This window comes from Nonomuraea roseoviolacea subsp. carminata, assembly GCF_024172185.1.
Taxonomy (GTDB): Bacteria; Actinomycetota; Actinomycetes; order Streptosporangiales; family Streptosporangiaceae; genus Nonomuraea; species Nonomuraea roseoviolacea.
Window position 1 is genome coordinate 9,602,022 of record NZ_JAMZEC010000001.1, and the last position, 15,893, is coordinate 9,617,914.

The 15,893-nt window shown below is 72.3% G+C and carries 18 protein-coding genes; 11 read left to right on the plus strand and 7 right to left on the minus strand.

Annotation, left to right across the window (positions count from 1 at the left end):
- Positions 1-85: 85 nt before the first annotated feature.
- Positions 86-229 (minus strand): hypothetical protein, encoded by a 144-nt coding sequence (locus HD595_RS44755; protein ID WP_253780689.1) that lies wholly within the window; start codon positions 227-229, stop codon positions 86-88.
- 125 nt (positions 230-354) lie between these two features.
- Between HD595_RS44755 and HD595_RS44760 the strand changes: the two genes are divergently transcribed.
- Complete coding sequence (locus HD595_RS44760; RefSeq protein ID WP_253780691.1) at positions 355-1,152, plus strand: SDR family oxidoreductase; 798 nt, start codon at positions 355-357, stop codon at positions 1,150-1,152.
- 95 nt (positions 1,153-1,247) lie between these two features.
- Here HD595_RS44760 and HD595_RS44765 read toward each other — a convergent pair whose 3' ends face one another.
- Both HD595_RS44765 and HD595_RS44770 read right to left on the minus strand, forming a co-directional pair.
- Complete coding sequence (locus HD595_RS44765) at positions 1,248-2,363, minus strand: Vgb family protein (RefSeq protein ID WP_253780693.1); 1,116 nt, start codon at positions 2,361-2,363, stop codon at positions 1,248-1,250.
- Positions 2,364-2,576: 213 nt separating this feature from the next.
- Positions 2,577-3,131, minus strand: a complete 555-nt coding sequence (locus tag HD595_RS44770; RefSeq protein WP_253780695.1) for a hypothetical protein — start codon at positions 3,129-3,131, stop codon at positions 2,577-2,579.
- Positions 3,132-3,487: 356 nt separating this feature from the next.
- Here HD595_RS44770 and HD595_RS44775 point away from each other — a divergent pair, with 356 nt between their 5' ends.
- The 9 genes from HD595_RS44775 to HD595_RS44815 all read left to right on the plus strand — a co-directional run bounded on the left by HD595_RS44775 (position 3,488) and on the right by HD595_RS44815 (position 12,214).
- Positions 3,488-4,063 (plus strand): hypothetical protein, encoded by a 576-nt coding sequence (locus tag HD595_RS44775; RefSeq protein ID WP_253780698.1) that lies wholly within the window; start codon positions 3,488-3,490, stop codon positions 4,061-4,063.
- The gene (locus HD595_RS44780) at positions 4,056-5,096 is read left to right on the plus strand and encodes a hypothetical protein (RefSeq protein WP_253780700.1); all 1,041 of its coding nucleotides are present in this window, start codon (positions 4,056-4,058) and stop codon (positions 5,094-5,096) included. Before HD595_RS44775 ends, HD595_RS44780 begins: the two co-directional genes overlap by 8 nt.
- A gap of 98 nt (positions 5,097-5,194) precedes the next feature.
- Positions 5,195-5,431 (plus strand): hypothetical protein, encoded by a 237-nt coding sequence (locus HD595_RS44785; RefSeq protein ID WP_253780703.1) that lies wholly within the window; start codon positions 5,195-5,197, stop codon positions 5,429-5,431.
- 287 nt (positions 5,432-5,718) lie between these two features.
- Positions 5,719-5,982: a Nif11-like leader peptide family natural product precursor gene (locus HD595_RS44790; RefSeq protein WP_253780706.1), complete on the plus strand. Its 264-nt coding sequence runs from the start codon at positions 5,719-5,721 to the stop codon at positions 5,980-5,982.
- Positions 5,975-6,637, plus strand: a complete 663-nt coding sequence (locus tag HD595_RS44795; protein ID WP_253780708.1) for a DUF6445 family protein — start codon at positions 5,975-5,977, stop codon at positions 6,635-6,637. Before HD595_RS44790 ends, HD595_RS44795 begins: the two co-directional genes overlap by 8 nt.
- Before the next feature lie 67 nt (positions 6,638-6,704).
- The gene (locus HD595_RS44800; protein ID WP_253780710.1) at positions 6,705-8,834 is read left to right on the plus strand and encodes a B12-binding domain-containing radical SAM protein; all 2,130 of its coding nucleotides are present in this window, start codon (positions 6,705-6,707) and stop codon (positions 8,832-8,834) included.
- 125 nt (positions 8,835-8,959) lie between these two features.
- A complete protein-coding gene (locus HD595_RS44805) occupies positions 8,960-10,237 on the plus strand; it encodes a hypothetical protein (RefSeq protein WP_253780712.1) in 1,278 nt (425 codons plus the stop codon).
- A 103-nt stretch (positions 10,238-10,340) separates the two neighbouring features.
- Positions 10,341-11,759 carry a PI-PLC domain-containing protein gene (locus tag HD595_RS44810; protein WP_253780714.1) on the plus strand — a complete coding sequence of 473 codons (1,419 nt, stop codon included), beginning with the start codon at positions 10,341-10,343 and terminating at the stop codon, positions 11,757-11,759.
- A gap of 152 nt (positions 11,760-11,911) precedes the next feature.
- Positions 11,912-12,214: a hypothetical protein gene (locus HD595_RS44815; RefSeq protein ID WP_253780716.1), complete on the plus strand. Its 303-nt coding sequence runs from the start codon at positions 11,912-11,914 to the stop codon at positions 12,212-12,214.
- Positions 12,215-12,524: 310 nt separating this feature from the next.
- Here HD595_RS44815 and HD595_RS44820 read toward each other — a convergent pair whose 3' ends face one another.
- Both HD595_RS44820 and HD595_RS44825 read right to left on the minus strand, forming a co-directional pair.
- Positions 12,525-13,259, minus strand: coding sequence for a VOC family protein (locus tag HD595_RS44820; protein WP_253780717.1), 735 nt, complete (start codon positions 13,257-13,259; stop codon positions 12,525-12,527).
- 184 nt (positions 13,260-13,443) lie between these two features.
- Complete coding sequence (locus HD595_RS44825) at positions 13,444-13,863, minus strand: DUF6463 family protein (protein ID WP_253780719.1); 420 nt, start codon at positions 13,861-13,863, stop codon at positions 13,444-13,446.
- Between the two features lie 118 nt (positions 13,864-13,981).
- Here HD595_RS44825 and HD595_RS44830 point away from each other — a divergent pair, with 118 nt between their 5' ends.
- The gene (locus HD595_RS44830; protein WP_253780720.1) at positions 13,982-14,548 is read left to right on the plus strand and encodes a TetR/AcrR family transcriptional regulator; all 567 of its coding nucleotides are present in this window, start codon (positions 13,982-13,984) and stop codon (positions 14,546-14,548) included.
- Between the two features lie 102 nt (positions 14,549-14,650).
- Here the strand turns inward: HD595_RS44830 and HD595_RS44835 are convergent, their stop codons facing one another.
- Both HD595_RS44835 and HD595_RS44840 read right to left on the minus strand, forming a co-directional pair.
- The gene (locus HD595_RS44835; RefSeq protein WP_253780724.1) at positions 14,651-15,187 is read right to left on the minus strand and encodes a hypothetical protein; all 537 of its coding nucleotides are present in this window, start codon (positions 15,185-15,187) and stop codon (positions 14,651-14,653) included.
- Positions 15,187-15,807, minus strand: a complete 621-nt coding sequence (locus tag HD595_RS44840) for a TetR/AcrR family transcriptional regulator (RefSeq protein ID WP_253780726.1) — start codon at positions 15,805-15,807, stop codon at positions 15,187-15,189. Before HD595_RS44840 ends, HD595_RS44835 begins: the two co-directional genes overlap by 1 nt.
- Positions 15,808-15,893: the final 86 nt, after the last annotated feature.

Sequence of the window (15,893 nt, forward strand, 5' to 3'; positions counted from 1 at the left end):
GCGCGCCGAACGCGACAGAACGGCCACGTCAATCACGGCGGACTCTCAGGAACGCGCTCGCGAAGTCGCCCGCCGGCGCGCGCTCCTACGATCGGCGCGCCTGCCTGCTCCCGGCGACGTTCAGGAACACCGGCCAGGAGGCGGGTGGCTTCCAGGGCGAGGTCATGGTCAGGAACACCGGAACGGCCGCGACGACCGGGTTCCTGGCGTCGTGGGACGGCGTCAGCACCGCCCCCGCCCCGACCTGCGCGAGCGCGTGGCGTCCGAGGGCCCGGCCGGGTCCGTGTCACATTCGCCTCCCGCCGCGTGTCGAGCAGGCAGAGACCTGAAGCAACGACACGAGAGCAGGCAGTCATGACGTCATCCATCCTGGTCACCGGCGGTACGGGCACCTTGGGACGCCTCGTCGTGCCGCTCCTGCGCGCGGCGGGCCACGAGGTGCGGGTGCTCAGCCGCACGGACCGCGAGGCCCGCGACGGCGTCGCGTACGTGCGGGGCGACGTGTCCACCGGCGAGGGGCTCGACGCCGCGATGCGCGGGGCCGCGACCGTGGTGCACTGCGCCGGAAGCGCCAAGGGCGACGACGACAAGGCCCGGCACCTGGTGCGGGCGGCCTCGGCCGCGGGTGCGCGGCATCTGGTGTACATCTCGGTCGTGGGCGTGGACCGGGTGCCCGTCGTCAGCGGCGTCGACCGCGCGATGTTCGGCTACTTCGCCGCCAAGCGCGCCGCCGAGCGGATCGTGGCCGAGTCGGGCATCCCGTGGACCACGCTGCGCGCCACGCAGTTCCACGACTGGGTGCTGATGACGCTGCGGCAGCTCGCGAAGCTGCCGGTGGTGCTGCCGACGTGGAGCGGGGTCCGGTTCCAGCCGGTGGACACCGGCGAGGTGGCCGCCCGGCTCGCGGAGCTGGCCCTGGGTGAGCCGGCCGGTCTCGTGCCCGACATCGCCGGGCCGCGCGTGCACGCGATGGAGGACCTGGCCCGCGACTACCTGCGGGCCGGGGGCAGGCGGCGGCTGGTCGTGCCCATGCGCACGCCCGGCCGGGCCGCCGCCGCGTTCCGGGAGGGCGCGAACCTCGCCCCGGACCGCGCCGTCGGCCGCCGTACCTGGGAGGAGTTCCTCGCCGCCCAGGCGCGCCACAGTCTGTGAAGGGGCGGCGGGACGCGCGGGCGGCCGGCGGCGGGACGCCGCCGGCCGCCCCCGACGTCCGCTGAGCGACGGGCGTCGGGGCGTGGCGACGGGCGTCAGGGGGTGATGACGGCGAGCTTGTCGACGTAGTCCAGGGTGGCCCACAGGTTGTCGTCGGAGCCGACGGCGAGCTGGAACGGTCCCGCGATCGAGGTCGGGGTCGGGTACTCGCTGACCGTCCCCGAGGTGGTCACGCTGGCGATGTTGCTGCCGACCTGCTCGGCGAACCACAGGTTGTCGTCCGGCCCGAGCGTGATGCCCCACGGAAAGCTGTCGGGGTCGCCGACGGAGTACTCGGTGAAGCTGCCCGAGGTGGTCACCTTGCCGACCCGGCCGGCTCCGTCGGTGTACCAGAGGTTGCCGTCGGGGCCGGTGACGATGCCGATCGGCATCGCGTCGTTGCTGGGCGCGGCGTACTCGGTGACCGTCCCGCTGGTCGTCATCTTCGCCACGCCCTGGGCCAGCGCCTGGGTGAACCAGAGCTTGCCGTCCGGGCCCGTGGTGATCAGGCAGGGGTACGCGCCCGAGGTCGGCAGGCTGAACTCGGTGATGCTGCCGCTGGTGGTGATGCGGCCGATCTTGTTGGCGTCGATCTCGGTGAACCACAGGGCGTCGTCGGGGCCGACGGTGATGCCCCACGGGTAGGCGTTCTCGGTGGGCAGCTCGTACTCGGTGATGCTGCCGCTGGTGGTGATGCGGCCGATCCGGTTGCCGATCGCCTCGGTGAACCACAGGGCGCCGTCCGGGCCGGTGGTGATGTGCGCCGGCTCGGAGACCGCGTTGGGCAGCGAGTACTCGGTGAACAGCCCGCCGGTGGTCACCTTGGCGACCTTGTTGGCGTAGTTCTCGGTGAACCACAGGTTGTCGTCCGGCCCGCTGGTGATGCCGACCGGCGTGGCCGGGCTCGTCGTGATGGAGATCTCGCTGATCGACGGGGTGCGCAGGGCGTGCGCGCGCCGCTCGGCGCGCGGGCTGGGGTTGGCCGGCGGGTACTTGCAGCGGATGTGCCGGTGCCCCGGCATGCGCTTGAGCGTCAGGCACAGCTTCACCCACGGGCGCAGGTGCGTGTTCGGGCTCGGCGGGTCGGCCGACGCGGAGGCGGGCAGGCCGGACCCGGCGAGCAGCGCCAGGGCCGCGAGCGGGGAGGCGACGAATCGACTGCGGAAAGGCATGACATCCTTCCAGATCGAAGAGAGAGAACGCGGGGCTGCGGACAGGACGGTCGCGTGGTGAGGAGCCGTCCCGCCGACGGCCCGGTGGCCGAGAAAAGGAATTCCGCCCGGCGCTCCGAATGATCCTGCGCGCGCCGCCGTCCCTTAGCGGCCTTTTCACCAGTGGCGGGTCACGTCTCCCTCAATTCATCGGCTGAACGGCCCGCGACGTGGTCAGGCCACCGAATGGGTGATGGTCCCCGTGTAGACGCCCGAGATCGCGCCCTGCGGAACGCTGACGACGATCGTGGGCTGCCAGCTCGTGGAGGTGACGATCGGGCCCTTGCTCGCCCGGAAGGCGACAGCCGGGATGCTCAGGGCGACGCGCTGCGCGGCCGTGGCCTGTCCGGGCGTGCGGGTGCCGGTGCCGGTCTGCGCGGTGGTCGGGCCGGACCAGTAGGCGATGTTGGCCTTCGTGATGGTCTCCAGACCGGAGCCGCTGCCGGTGGTGAAGTCCGTGGCGGACACGGTCGCGGTCCAGCTGCGGTTGCCCGACCGGCTGTCGTTGACGGTGACCGTGCCGAGCGAGGCGCTGATGCTGCCGCCCCGGCTGCCGGTGCCCAGGCTCGCGGTGGTGGGCACGATGATCTCCAGCGGGTGCTCGGCGCGCGCCGCGACCGTCGCGTGGACGGCCATGCTCACCTCGGCACGGGCGCCGGGAACGGCCGGTCCGTACGCCAGGGCGACGGGGATCACCAGCGCGTGGATGACGGCGGCCGCTTTCCTCACGTGGCGACTCCTCGGGTCTCTCGTCCGGCGGGGCTGGAAGGGCCGAAGGAATCCTAGATCGAGAACGGCGCGGCACGTCGGCGGGCCGTGCTTTCAGGAGGCAAATTCACCGCCAACGCAGCGCATTCACGATGTAGTGGCCGGAGAATCGGGTATCGCCCTTCATTCGGTCGCCGATCGACCCGGGAATCGCCTTTCGAAGCGCACGCACGACCTTTTTCGGAGAACCGTCAGATCACGGCAAAAAGTCGCCAGTCACCGCGCGGGGTCACGTTCCGGACTCTCCGGTCACGCGCAGAATGTGGCTCCGTGTGTCGGGCCCCGCGGTCTGGGGCGCTTCTTCGAAGGGATCGGCAGTGTTCAAGAGCCGTTACGGTGCCCTGTGGGCAGCCGCCGCCGTGGTGACCGTCACCACGGTGGCCGCGCAGCCCGCCCGGGCCGATACCTGCGCCGCGTCGACGACGTGTTCCACGACGGTGCTCTTCACCGTCAGCTCCGGCGCCGGCCTGCAGATCACGGTGCCCGACGGACCGGTCAGCGTCGGCACCGGCACTCCGGGCGGCAGCATCAGCGGGACGATGGGCACGGTGACCGTGTCGGACCAGCGGACCGCGCTGACGGCCACCTGGGTGGCTCAGGTGTCGGCCAGCGACTTCACCACCGGCGGCGGCACGCCGGCCGAGACCATCGCCAACAGCAGGATCAGCTACTGGTCCGGCCCCGCGACCGCCACCACCGGCACGGGCACCTTCGTCCCCGGCCAGACCAACGCCGCCTCGGCGGTCGTGCTGGACCAGGTCCGCGTCGCGTTCAGCAAGACCACCGGCTCGGGCAACAACTCGGCCTCCTGGGTACCGACCATCGTGGTCGACGTCCCGGCCCAGGCCGTGGCCGGCACCTACACCGGGACGGTGAGACACTCCGTTGCCTAGCCACCCCCTCGTCCGAGCAGCGCTGGCCACCCTCCTCGCGCTCGCCTCGCTCGGGACGTGGGCGGCGCCGCCGGCCACCGCGGCCGGCCGCGGGAGCGCGGGCGACAACGACGCGGCGGGCGGGAGCACCATCGGCATCAGGCTTGTCGAGGTGCCCGCCAGCCGCGTCGCCGACCCGCGCGCCCAGCGCTACATCGTCGACCACGTCAATCCCGGCACCACCTTCACCCGGCGCTTCGAGGTCGTCACCGACGCGACCCGCCCCGTCCGCGCGCGGTTGTACACGGGCGCCGCGGGCATCGAGAGGGGCCGCTTCACGTTCGCGCCCTTCGGCTCGGCGAACGAGCTCAGCTCGTGGATCACGCTGGACCGCTCCAGGATCCGCCTCAGACCGGGCGGCCGCGCGGAGGTGAAGGCCACCGTCCGCGTGCCGGAGAAGGCCACGGAGGGCGAGCGGTACGCCGTCATCTGGGCGGAGGTGTCCTCCTCCGACCCGGGCCCGAAGGGCAATGTCGCCCTGGTCAACCGGGTCGGCATCCGCGCCTACCTGGACGTCGGCCCTGGCGGGGAGCTGCCGTCCGACTTCGAGATCGGCGAGATCGTGCCGCGGCGGACCGCGGAGGGCGCGCCGTCGATCGTCGCGGACGTCGCCAACACCGGCCACCGGGCCGTGGACCTCGAAGGGCAGGTGACGTTGTCCGGCGGGCCGAGCTCGCTGAGCGCGGGGCCGTTCCCCATCGAGCGCGGCACGACCCTGGCGCCCGGCGACCGCGGCCGCATCACCGTGGTCCTCGGCGAGGACCTGCCGAACGGCCCGTGGCAGTTCCGGTTCGCGCTGCGCAGCGGGGAGATCAGGCGGACCGCGACGGGGACCCTGTCGTTCCCGGCCCAGGCCGGCGCCATCGGCCTGGCCGCCAGCCTGGACTCGCCGCTGGGGTGGGGGCTGGCCGCGTCGGGGGCGCTGGCGATCCTCGCCATGGGCGCCGCCCTCCTGGTCCGCCGGCATCTGAGACGCCGCCGGACGCCCGCCTGAGGCGCGCGTCGTCGGCGTGGTACATCCGCCGCGGCCCGGGTACGGATCCGTTTGTCAGGTGCCGCGGGGGATCTCCGAGTCTTGGAGTGGAGGCACTGATGGATCCGTCGACCCAGGAAACCGGTGCGGTCACAGGGACCAAGGACAAGGACTACAACCTCATCTGGTTCGTCGAGCAGTGTCTGAGCAACGCGCTGCGGCTGGAGACCTACATCTCCGACGCCGAGCGGAACGGCGACACCGAGCTCGCGGACTTCTTCCGGAGGGCTCAGGGCGAGAGCCGCAAGGGCGCCGAGCAGGGCAAGGAGCACCTGCGGCGGCGGCTGGCCGGCTGACCGCCCGGCCGACCGGCCGATCGGCCGATCGCGAGGGCGCGGGGCGTCTCCCCAGGTGACCGGGAGGCGCCACGCGCCCGGGGCCGCGGCGGGCTGCTCGCGGCGAGCTGCGGCGGAGCGAGCGGTCGCGCCTGAAATCCGGCGCGAACGACTGAACCGCCTTTTTCAAGATTTCGAAATCCAGAACGCCCCTCTTATTGGAACCCCAGCTTTGTCCGCATATGGACATTGACACCGGCACGCGATGAGTCGAGCCTGAGGGAACACGGGACCAATAGGGGGGTCACATGGCATCACGCGACGACGCCGTCGACCGTGTCCGCACAGCGCTGAACTTCATCGACCAATGTCTCGAATCCCCGGAACGGCAGGCGAAACTCGACCGGCTGCAGACCTTCGAGGAGGTCCGCCGGTACGCCGCCGAAGAAGGATTCGAGCTGGAGCACACCGCGTTCGCCGAGGCCATGAAGATCGCGGTCGACCAGTCGCTGGAACGCTCCGGCATCCCCGAATGGATCCGGCATCGCGTCCACGCGCCCGTGCATGACTGAACGCACGGGCCCGGCGCGCATTTCCGACGCGGCGCTGCCGCCGGAATTCTTCCTGCGCGTCATGGACGACTATTACGCCGACCCCGGAGAGGTCCGTGATTTCGCCCTCGCGGCGGAATTCGCGAAACCGTTCACCGGGTCGTGGGCGGGAACGCATTCTCTGCAGCGGCACCCGCGGACCGCCGAGGTCTTCCACGAGCTCGCCCGTCGGACGGGAATTCCCGGAAAACCGAACTGGGACGAGATCGAGCGGTCCCGCCTTTTCTGGGGCCGCCCGTCGGCGGGTGTGTTCGCGCTCCTCCTCGACGGGCAGCGCGACTCGATCCACGCCCACAAGCGGACGGGCCGCTGGGCGGCGGTCTGCTACCTCAGTGCCCCGGGCGACTGCGCGGCGCGCGAGGGGCTGCGGCTGTTCCGTCACCGCCCGACCGGGGCCTTCTCCTGCGCGGGGGCGTCGCGCGAGCAACTGCTGCGCTTCCGCGCGGACGCGGCCGATCCCACCCGGTGGGATCTGGTTCATGTCATCGAGATGCGCTTCAACAGGATGGTGCTGTTCGACGGGCAGTACTTCCACGCGGCCTCCGACGGGTTCGGCGAGGACACCCGGACCGGGCGCCTGGCGCAGCTGTTCGCCATCGACTTCGACCAGTCGTAGACCGTGTCGCAGACCCGCGTCGTGGACCCGTCACGGCGCGGGCGCGTCCGCGCAGCGGAAGGCTCACATGGCCACACTCGATCTCGTGTTCCCGCCCCTGACCGGGGCGAACTACCCGTACCTGAGCACCGCGGTGCTCAAGGCGTACGTGCGGCAGGAGTCCCGGCACGAGGTCGGGCAGGCGGACCTGAACCTGCGCTACATCCGGCACCTGCTCACCCCGGAGGCCGTCCGCGAGCGGGTGGCCGCGGCGGAGACGACGGCCCGCGCGCTGGAGAGGCGCAGCCTCACCGGCCGCGAGGCGTTCCACCTCCAGCACTGCCTCGACGTCGCGGGCCGGGGCCCGGCGGTCGCGGACCTCCTGCCGGCGGCGCTGCGGGCCGTCCGCACGGCCGCCGCCGTCAACGACGCCACGGAGATGGCCGTCGCCGACACCGTCATCGCCGAGGCGCTGTCCGCCGCCACCGTGGACCGCCCACCCGACCAGCTCAACCTCGTCGACCCGGTCTTCGCCGCCTCGGCGGCCGACCCCCGGGAGCTGCGCGCGGCGCTCGCCCGGGACGACTGCCCGTTCATGGCCGCCTACGACCGGCTCGTCGCCCCCGGCGAGCTCCTCGCGGACGTCGTCGGGATCTCCGTCGTCTACCGCGGGCAGGTCTATCCCGCGCTCGCCCTGGCCAGATGGCTGCGGCTGCGACGGCCGGGGGCGCGGATCCTGCTCGGCGGCCCCTTCTTCACCTCCCACCGCGACCGGCTGCGGCACCACCCATGGCTGTTCGACCTGGTCGACGCGTTCGTCGTCTACGAGGGCGAACGGCCGCTCGTCTCCTACCTCGACCACCTGGACACCGGGGAGTCCCTCGACGGCATCCCCGGGCTGATCTTCCGCCGGGACGGCCACGTGCGGCAGACCGGGATGCCCAGGCCCGTGGCCGCCAAGGACCTGCCGACTCCGGACTTCGACGGCCTCCCCCTCCGCGACTACCTGATGCCCGCCCCCGTGCTGCCGCTGCTGGCGTCGCGCGGCTGCTACTGGAACTGCGCCTTCTGCACCCACCACCACATCTACGGCGACAGCTACCGGGTGCGCCCGGTGGAGCTCATCGGCCGTGACCTGGCCACGCTCGCCGAGAGGCACGGCTGCCGGCACGTCTACTTCGTCGACGAGTCGATGTCGCCGAAGCTGCTGCGGCACATCTCCCGCGCCATCACGCAGTCGGGAGCGGACCTGCGGTGGGGGTGCGAGACGCGGATGGAGAGGTCCCTGACGCGCGACGACTTCCGGCTCGCCCACGAGTCCGGCTGCCGGGTGCTGTCGTTCGGGATGGAGTCGGCCAACCAGCGGGTCCTCGACCTCATGAACAAGGGCATCTCCGTCGCCACGATCGAGCGCGTCATCGGCGACTGCGCGGAGGTCGGGATCAAGGCGCACGTCATGTGCATCATCGGCTTCCCCGGCGAGACGGAGGAGGAGGCCCAGGAGACGATCGACTTCACCGCGGCCCACCGTTCGCGTATCGACCTGCTCGACTTCTCCGTCTTCTGCCTGAACCGGCACTCGCCCATCGAGCGCTCGCCCGACACGTTCGGCGTCACGGCGATCCGGGAGCTCGTCCCGGGGCACGACTTCGAGGAGCGGCTCGCGTACGAGGTGAAGGCCGGCCTCGACCGCTCCCGCGCCTACGACGTCTGGGAGCGGGCGGTGGCGTCGGAGCACTTCGCCGCCATCCGCTCCAGGTGCGGCCACGCCCAGCGCGAACGCTTCCTGTTCGGCGACGACCCGCCCGCCGCCGCGGGGACGGGCGAGCTGCGGGAGGCGGTGACGCTCCGCCCGGCGCGGGCGCTGCCGGTCTGGCATGACGTCGCGCGGCTGCGTGAGCACTCCCGGGCGTTCGCCGCCCGGCGTGGCCGCGCGCTCAGCGTGGACGGCGTCGCCTTCTCCGAGAGCTGGCGGCTCCTCGACGCCGTCCGGCGCCTGCGTCCCCGGGACTCCGCCGGCTACCTGGTGTTCCGGCCGTCCTCCTGGACGGACGTCGAGCTGCCCGGGCCGCTCGTGTCGCTGGCGGCGTCGCTCGCCGCCGACCGGTCCCCGGCCGCGGTGGCGAAGCAGCTCGACGCGCTCCTTCTGCCCGGTTCGGGGCGAGCCCTGCCCGGTCCGGGACGAGCGGCCGAGGAGGGAGGGCGGCCCGTCTGCTGACCCTGCGGCTCATCGGTCTCGGGCTCGTCGTCCACGAGACCGTCTACCTGTCGTCCCGGGGGTGGCGGCACTTCGTCGACGACGACGCCCCCGTCCTCGGGCTGAGCCTGCGCGGCCCGGCCCGGGTGGCGGCGCACGTCCTGTTCGTGGCGTGCGCCGCGCCGGCCGTCGTCGTCCCGGGCTGGCGCTGGACCCCGGCGCTCGCCCTCGCCGCGCTGTCGCTGATGGCCGCGTCCTTCCCCAAGCGGCTGCCCAACCACTTCGCCGTCGCCTGGTTCATGCTGCTCGCCTTCGCCGCCGACCGCGCCTTCGGCCTCTCCTCCGGTCACGGGGGCGGCCTCGACGACGCGTACGCGCTGGGCCTGGTGCGGCAGTTCACGATCATCACGTACGTCGTCGCGGGCCTGCACAAGCTGAACCGCGACTACTTCGACCCGCGGCTGAGCTGCGGCAGCGGACTCCTGATGGAGTACGCGCTCAGGCTGGGCGTCAGCCCGCGCCGGGTGCCGCGGCGCCTGGCGAGGGCGCTGTCCGCCGCCGTGGTCGCGGCCGAGTTCGGCGCCGCCGCCGGGCTGGCGCTCGGCGTGCGCACGCTCTGGGTGATCGCCGCCGCCGTGGTCATGCACGCGTTCTTCGGCTTCGCCGGCCACGCCCAGTTCTCGCTGATCATGCTGGGCGGGCTGCTGGCGTTCACCGACGTCGAGTCACTCGCGCCGCTGTCCGTGCCCGGGCTCTGCGCGCTGCTGGCCGGCTCCGGCGTCGTGGCCGCGACGCTGGGCGGGTTCCGCGGCTTCCGGCTGCGTCACGTCGCCCTGCTCGACAACGTCGTCCTCGCCGTCGTGTCCCTGTGGTGCCTGCTCACCGTCCTCGGCCCGGGCGCCGGCGAGGCGGGCGGGACGTGGGCCGTCCCCTTCGCCCTGGCCCCGTACGCGACGACGTGCCTCGTGCTCCTCTACCTGGTCAACGGCCTGGCGCCCTATCTCGGCCTCAAGTTCGACTTCAGCATGGCGATGTTCAGCAACCTGCGCCCGGACCGGCGCAGCCACTTCTTCCTGCCCATGCCGCGGCATGGCCTGATGCCGCGCTACTTCGAGATCTCAGGGCTGGGCGGCGCCGGGACGGACGGGCGGGCCGGGACGGCCGAGCTGCTCACGGAGATGTTCCCGGACGTGTACACGCATCGCTATTCCGCCGGGTACGTCCACGCCGCCGTCCGGCGGCTGCGTCACCGCTTCGAGCCCGGCGCCGAGGTGTACCTGCGGTGCGTCGAGTCCGCGACGCGGGAGGTGCACCGCCTTCCCGTCAGCCCTTCCGCCGGCTCCGGCTTCCTGCGGGGCCGCGAGCGGTTCAGCGTGTACCCCTACGCCCTCCCCCTGCGGCGCGCCCTGCCGCTGTGCTGCTGATCGGCCGCACCGCGGCGAGGAACGCTGGACAAACCCCCGGCGGCTCCGGATCATGATCCCGCACTCCCTCGTCACCACCACCCCCCGACGTGAGGATCCGAGGATGACCCGTTCCAGGGCCCTGCTCCCCATGGCCGCCGTGGCCGCGTCCGTGCTGCTGACCGGCGGCACCGCCCAGGCCGACGCGGACGTGCCGTTACCATCGGCGGTCTTCCGCGCCACGCACAACAGCTACTCCGGCGACATCGCCGGCGCCAGGAAGTCCCTCACCTACCAGCTCGACCACGGCGTCCGCTTCGTCGAGCTCGACGTCCACGACAACGGGTACGCGAGCGCGCGCGACTACGCCGTCGGCCACGACTCCCCCGGCGACCAGGTCGACCACGCCGGCAACCCGGCGTCGAACCTGCTGCGCGACTGGCTCGGCGTGATCGACACCTGGTCGGCGCAGCACCCCGCCGCCGCGCCGGTCGTCGTCATGCTCGACCTCAAGGACGACCTGACCGACAACCCGTCGTACGCGGCCGGCAACCTGTCCGCGCTCAACCGGGAACTCACCTCCGCCTTCGGGCCGCGCCTGCTGCGGGCCGAGGACTACCCGGCGAGCCCGCCGACGGTCGACGCGCTGCGCGGCCGCGTCCTGCCGCTGCTGTCCGGCGACGGGAAGAGCCGCGCGGAGTACAAGCGCGACCTCGGCCACAACCCGGCGATCGCGATCAACGCGAAGGGGCAGGTCGTCGAGGTGCACGACTCGGGCGCCGGCGTGCTCTGGTACTGGACCGGCACCTACGCCGACGGCCGGGTGACCTGGCTGCGCCACGGCAGGTACGACACGGGCCAGACGCCCGCCGTCGCGCTGAACGACAACGGCGACCTGGTCGAGGTCCACCAGTCGCAGAGCGCGACGACGCTGTGGTACCACGTCGGCCACCTTGACGCGGACGGCGAGATCACCTGGTCCTCCAGCCGGCAGTACGACAACGGCGTCCTGCCGACGGTCGCCTTCACCGACCCGGCCGGCACGCGGCTGCGCGAGATCCACCGCAGCCAGAACAACAGCCAGAACTGGACCTGGAACGGCGTGCTGGACACCGGCGCCGCGACGGTCTCGTGGACCGGGAACGCGAAGACCTCCGACCCCCGCTTCGACAAGACCACCTCCGTGCGCGGCACGTCACGCGTGCACGTGTGGACCGGCGCGGACGGCCCGACCCCGGCGCAGACCCTGCGCGTGGACACCGACCGGTTCGCCGGCGACCGCGTCCGCTACCCACAGACGGCCTTCGTCGAGTACCAGAAGGGCGACAGCGCCGAGCTCCAGCAGGGCGCCCTGTTCTACGGGGCGCCGGCGACCGAGTCGGCGTTCATCGTCTCGGCCCGGCAGGCGGGGCGGCTGGTGCGCGGCTGGGACTTCGACTCGGCCTCCCGGGCGACGACCCCGCCGGCCAGCTACGCGGCGACCAACCACCCGTACGACGCCTGGTACGAGAACCTGCTCACCCAGTCCGGCGCCGTCCAGTGACGCGGTCCGCCCCGCGCTCCCCCGCGCGGGGCGGACGTTCGCGGTAGCGTCGGTGGCGTCGGATCAGGATGGTCGAGGTCGGAGGTGATCACGGTGCGCACGGTCCCATGACGGCCCCATCCCGGGGCGTCACGGAGCCGAAAGGTGACCGTATGAGCAGGACCGACAAGACCCGTCCCTGGTGGGTGCGTCTGGCCGACACGCCCATGGCGACCTGCGTGCCCGTGCACGACCATCGGTTCGGGCCGTGCACGCTGCCGGACGAGATCGACGCCGGCAGCGTCTCCCCGAACCACCGCGCCGGCACCTGCCACTGGGGCTCCTCCGCCCACTACGTGCTGGGATGCCTCACCAAGGGCGGGAACCGGGAGTGGTACCACTTCCGGCGCCAGACGCGTCGCCGCAGCCGCCACCAGGCGCGCCGCGAGCTGCGCGCCTGGCGCGGCGAGGACTGAAAGCCGCAGGGGCGGCGCCCGCGTGTCGCGGGCACCGCCCCTTTCCTATGAGGTCAGGGCTTGCCCGACGGCACGGGAGCGGAGGTGGCCGCGCCGCATCACCGGCCGCCGCCCGGCCGAGCACGGTCCCACCGAGGACGACGTGGTCGCCATGCTCGCCACCCGCGGCTGCACGGGCGACCCCAGGACACGGCGGTCGGCCGGAGGGCGCCTCAGGAACGAGGATTTTCCCCGCCATCCGGGGACGCCCATCTGAGCACGCCCGACGAGCAGCTTGTGCCGGGGGCGGTGGCGGAGGTCGGCGTCCGGGTCAGAGGACCGCGGGCCGTACGGCGAGCTCCAGGTCGGCGGCGTTGGCCAGCGCGTCGGAGAGGCGCTCGCGTTGCGAGTCGTCCAGGGTCGTGTCGGCGACGCGGGCCAGCAGGCGCTCGGCCGTGTCGAGATCGCCGAGCCTGACCGCCAGTTCGGCCCGGTAGACGAGGGCCTCGACCAGGGTGATGACCGGGGCGAGGTCGCCGGCCCGGGCGAGGTTGCCGTCCAGGATCTTCGCGGCCTGGTGGGTGTCGCCCCTGGCCTCCCCCTGGACGATCGCGTTCTCCAGCGCCCGGGCCAGCGGCCCGCTCGCCTCGTCGCCGGCGTCCGCGGGGGCGGGCTCGGCCTGGGAGCGGAAGATGCGGATCCAGTTGCCGCCCGGGTCGACGACGGTGAACCCCGCCAGGTCGCCGGTGTTCTTCCGCTTGCGCGGCCGGGTGATGCGCGGGATGCCGGTGAGCAGCAGCTTTCCGTGAGCGGCCCGCATGCCGGCGGCGAAGTCCTCGAACAGGCGGGCGGTGTCGTCCACGGCGACGATGCAGGAGCCGTACGACTGTTCCGGGTCGAAGCCGGTGATGCCGGCGAAGTGCAGCTCGATTCCGTCGCGCCGGAGAGCGAGGTACGGGTTCGGGCGGGTCTGGTGGTGGGTCGTGTCGAAGCCGAGCATGCCGTAGAAGGCGGCGATCTCGTCGATGTCCCGGCACGGCAGGATCGGGATGACGGTCTCGCGCATCAACGCCGCCCGCCGAGCTCTTGCGTGTACATCATATACGGATGATAGGGCCGCTCGTGCGGCTGGACTGGGACGTTGGCCGAGTCGAACGGATCGCCCGTGTTACGAAACTAGTGACAAAATCATCCCATGGACACCACTACGGGCCATCCATGGCGATGCGTACCGATGAGCCCAGGGCTGATCATCGGTCGCCCGCCGAGGCGCACGGCGCACGATGCCGGTCGCGCGTGGCCACCAGCGCCAGCGCGCCGATGACGATCAACAACCAGCCTCCCGATGCGGGCTCCAGCGCCGAGACCAGGACACCGGCCGCCATGAGCGTCCATCCCATCTCGGCGGGCAGCGCACCGGTGCCGATCACCGCTTCCCTGGCGAGGAGCCCCAGGCCGAAGAGGGCGACGCCCGCCACCATGAACCACAGGGCCGTCATGCGGGCGTGGTCGTCGTTGGCGACGGTGTTCCAGAGTCCGCCGGACAGGATGTCGCGCCATTGCGGGGCGGAGGCCACGGCGCCCACCGCCATGTGCACGGTGGCGGCGGCGAGCGTGAGGCGGGGAACCCAGCGGTGCAGCCCGGCCCGGGGGCGAATGGTGGTGGTCATGAACGGCGTGCTCCTGTTCGGTCGGCTATCTGAAGCCGAACGTATCAGCATTTCGATCTAACTGATACAAGATGTTTCCGTTAATCCACACACCTGTGCCCTGTTGTAGCGTTCCGTCATGGGGACGACCAGGACGCTGCGCGCCGACGCGGAGCGGAGCATGCGGATGATCATGACGGCGGCCGAGGAGCTGTTCGGCGTCAATCCGGCGGCCACCATGGAACAGATCGCCGAGGCCGCAGGCGTGTCCCGGGTGACCGTCCACCGCCGGTTCGCCAGCAGGGAAGCGCTGGTCGAAGCCATGGAGACCACCGCCTGGCAGGAGGTCGCCGACGCCGTCGAGGCCGCGCGCCCGGAAACGGCGCCCCCGGCGGTGGTGCTGCACCAGGCCACCGCCAACATCCTGCAGATCAAGACGGGCTGGCGGTACATCCTGGCCCGGCCGGTCCCCACGAGCGAGGCCGCGCGGGCGATCCGCGAGGAGGTGACGGCCCGGTGCGAGCGGACCCTCGCCAGGGCCAAGGAGGAGGGGCTGCTCGGCCCGCACGCCGACATCGGGTGGGCGCGGCAGGCGTACCTCGCGCTCCTGGCCGAGACCGCCCACACCGCCTCCCGCGACGCCGACCCCGACGTTCTGGCCGCCCGGGTGATCGACACCCTCCTGCACGGCCTGGCCGGCCGCTGACCGGCCACCCTCCTGCCCGGCCTGGCCGGCCGCTGACCGGCCACCTGTACGGCCGGTCGCCGACCGGGGCCGCCCGCCCGCACCCGCGCCCGGCTGACCGGACTACCCGCCCGCCCCCGCACCAGTGGGGCGTCTGGCTATCACGACGACGTTCTGGCACAACAAGGTCAGGCCCAGCATGAAGATGACGCCGGCGCTCGTCGACAGCGCGGTGGCGGCGTGGCCGGCGCCGTAGCCGCCGATCAGGAAGCGGAGCCCGATGGACAGGCACCACAGGGCCACGGTCACCGGCCCGTACCGGTACCAGATCGCGGCCGGCTTGGGATAGATCTGCACGGTGAACCCGCGGACGACGCCCAGCCCGACCGACACCACCAGGTCGGCGACGATGAGCTGGTAGTCGATGCCGTGCAGCTCGACCTCCGGCAGGAGCGGGAGGACCGGCGCGAGACCGGCGACGAGCAGGATGATCGGCAGCACCAGCAGCTTGACGGGCCGGAGCTCCCGCCCGCCCATCCTCGTCACCACGATCACCACGACCACGAACAGGCCGATGAACACCGGGAGCCGCCCCGCGCCGTCCGCGCCTCCGGTCACCGCCCCGGCCATCGCCGTTCCGGAAAGGAGTAACGCCGTCATCAGGACTCGCCCTCCAGGTGGTGGGCCAGCACCGAGGCCAGCGCCGTACGGAACGCGTCCCCGTGCGCCGGTTCGGCCGGGTCGTGGCCGAGCCCGGCGAGCCAGGACCGCTTCCCGAGCGCGAACCCGTAGGACGCCGACAGCCCGAGCAGCACCACCGCCTCGATCCGGGCACGGTCCGGCATCCGGTCTTCGGGCAGGACGATGCGGATGCCGGCCTCCATCGCGTCCACGAAGCCGGACAATCCCTCCGACACGGTGCCCGGGCCTTCCGCGTGCAGCATCGACCAGGCCCACAGCCGGACGTAGCGCTCGTCGGCCAGCGTCTCGAACAGCACCCGCGTCATGCCCTCCGAGTACGGCACGCCCTGGTCGGCGCGCATCCGTTCGCGCAGCCGCTCGCGCTGGCGCTCGTTCTCGCGCCGCAGCACGGCCTGGACCAGCGCGTCGTAGGTGCCGAAGTAGTGGGTCACGAGCCCGTGCGTGACGCCGACCGCGTCGGCGACCCGGCGCAGGCCCACGCCGTTCGGCCCGTACCGGGCGATCAGTTCGGTCGCGGCGTCGAGGATCTCCTCGCGCGACTGCTCGGGCGCCCGCCGTCGGCGCTGTCGTTCGGCCACGTCGATCCTCTCCAGGACGGGTGAGAATTGTTGTCCACCTTGCCAATAGCGTTGTTGTCCACTATGCCAACAACGGGCCGTCCTGG

Excerpts from the sequence above, each read along its gene's own strand:
- HD595_RS44800 (WP_253780710.1), top strand. The coding sequence starts at position 6,705 with ATGGCCACACTCGATCTCGTGTTCCCGCCCCTGACCGGGGCGAACTAC.
- HD595_RS44790 (WP_253780706.1), top strand. The coding sequence starts at position 5,719 with ATGGCATCACGCGACGACGCCGTCGACCGTGTCCGCACAGCGCTGAAC.
- HD595_RS44830 (WP_253780720.1), top strand. The coding sequence starts at position 13,982 with ATGGGGACGACCAGGACGCTGCGCGCCGACGCGGAGCGGAGCATGCGG.
- HD595_RS44795 (WP_253780708.1), top strand. The coding sequence starts at position 5,975 with ATGACTGAACGCACGGGCCCGGCGCGCATTTCCGACGCGGCGCTGCCG.
- HD595_RS44810 (WP_253780714.1), top strand. The coding sequence starts at position 10,341 with ATGACCCGTTCCAGGGCCCTGCTCCCCATGGCCGCCGTGGCCGCGTCC.
- HD595_RS44785 (WP_253780703.1), top strand. The coding sequence starts at position 5,195 with ATGGATCCGTCGACCCAGGAAACCGGTGCGGTCACAGGGACCAAGGAC.
- HD595_RS44820 (WP_253780717.1), bottom strand. The coding sequence starts at position 13,259 with ATGCGCGAGACCGTCATCCCGATCCTGCCGTGCCGGGACATCGACGAG.
- HD595_RS44825 (WP_253780719.1), bottom strand. The coding sequence starts at position 13,863 with ATGACCACCACCATTCGCCCCCGGGCCGGGCTGCACCGCTGGGTTCCC.
- HD595_RS44760 (WP_253780691.1), top strand. The coding sequence starts at position 355 with ATGACGTCATCCATCCTGGTCACCGGCGGTACGGGCACCTTGGGACGC.
- HD595_RS44815 (WP_253780716.1), top strand. The coding sequence starts at position 11,912 with ATGAGCAGGACCGACAAGACCCGTCCCTGGTGGGTGCGTCTGGCCGAC.
- HD595_RS44765 (WP_253780693.1), bottom strand. The coding sequence starts at position 2,363 with ATGCCTTTCCGCAGTCGATTCGTCGCCTCCCCGCTCGCGGCCCTGGCG.
- HD595_RS44835 (WP_253780724.1), bottom strand. The coding sequence starts at position 15,187 with ATGACGGCGTTACTCCTTTCCGGAACGGCGATGGCCGGGGCGGTGACC.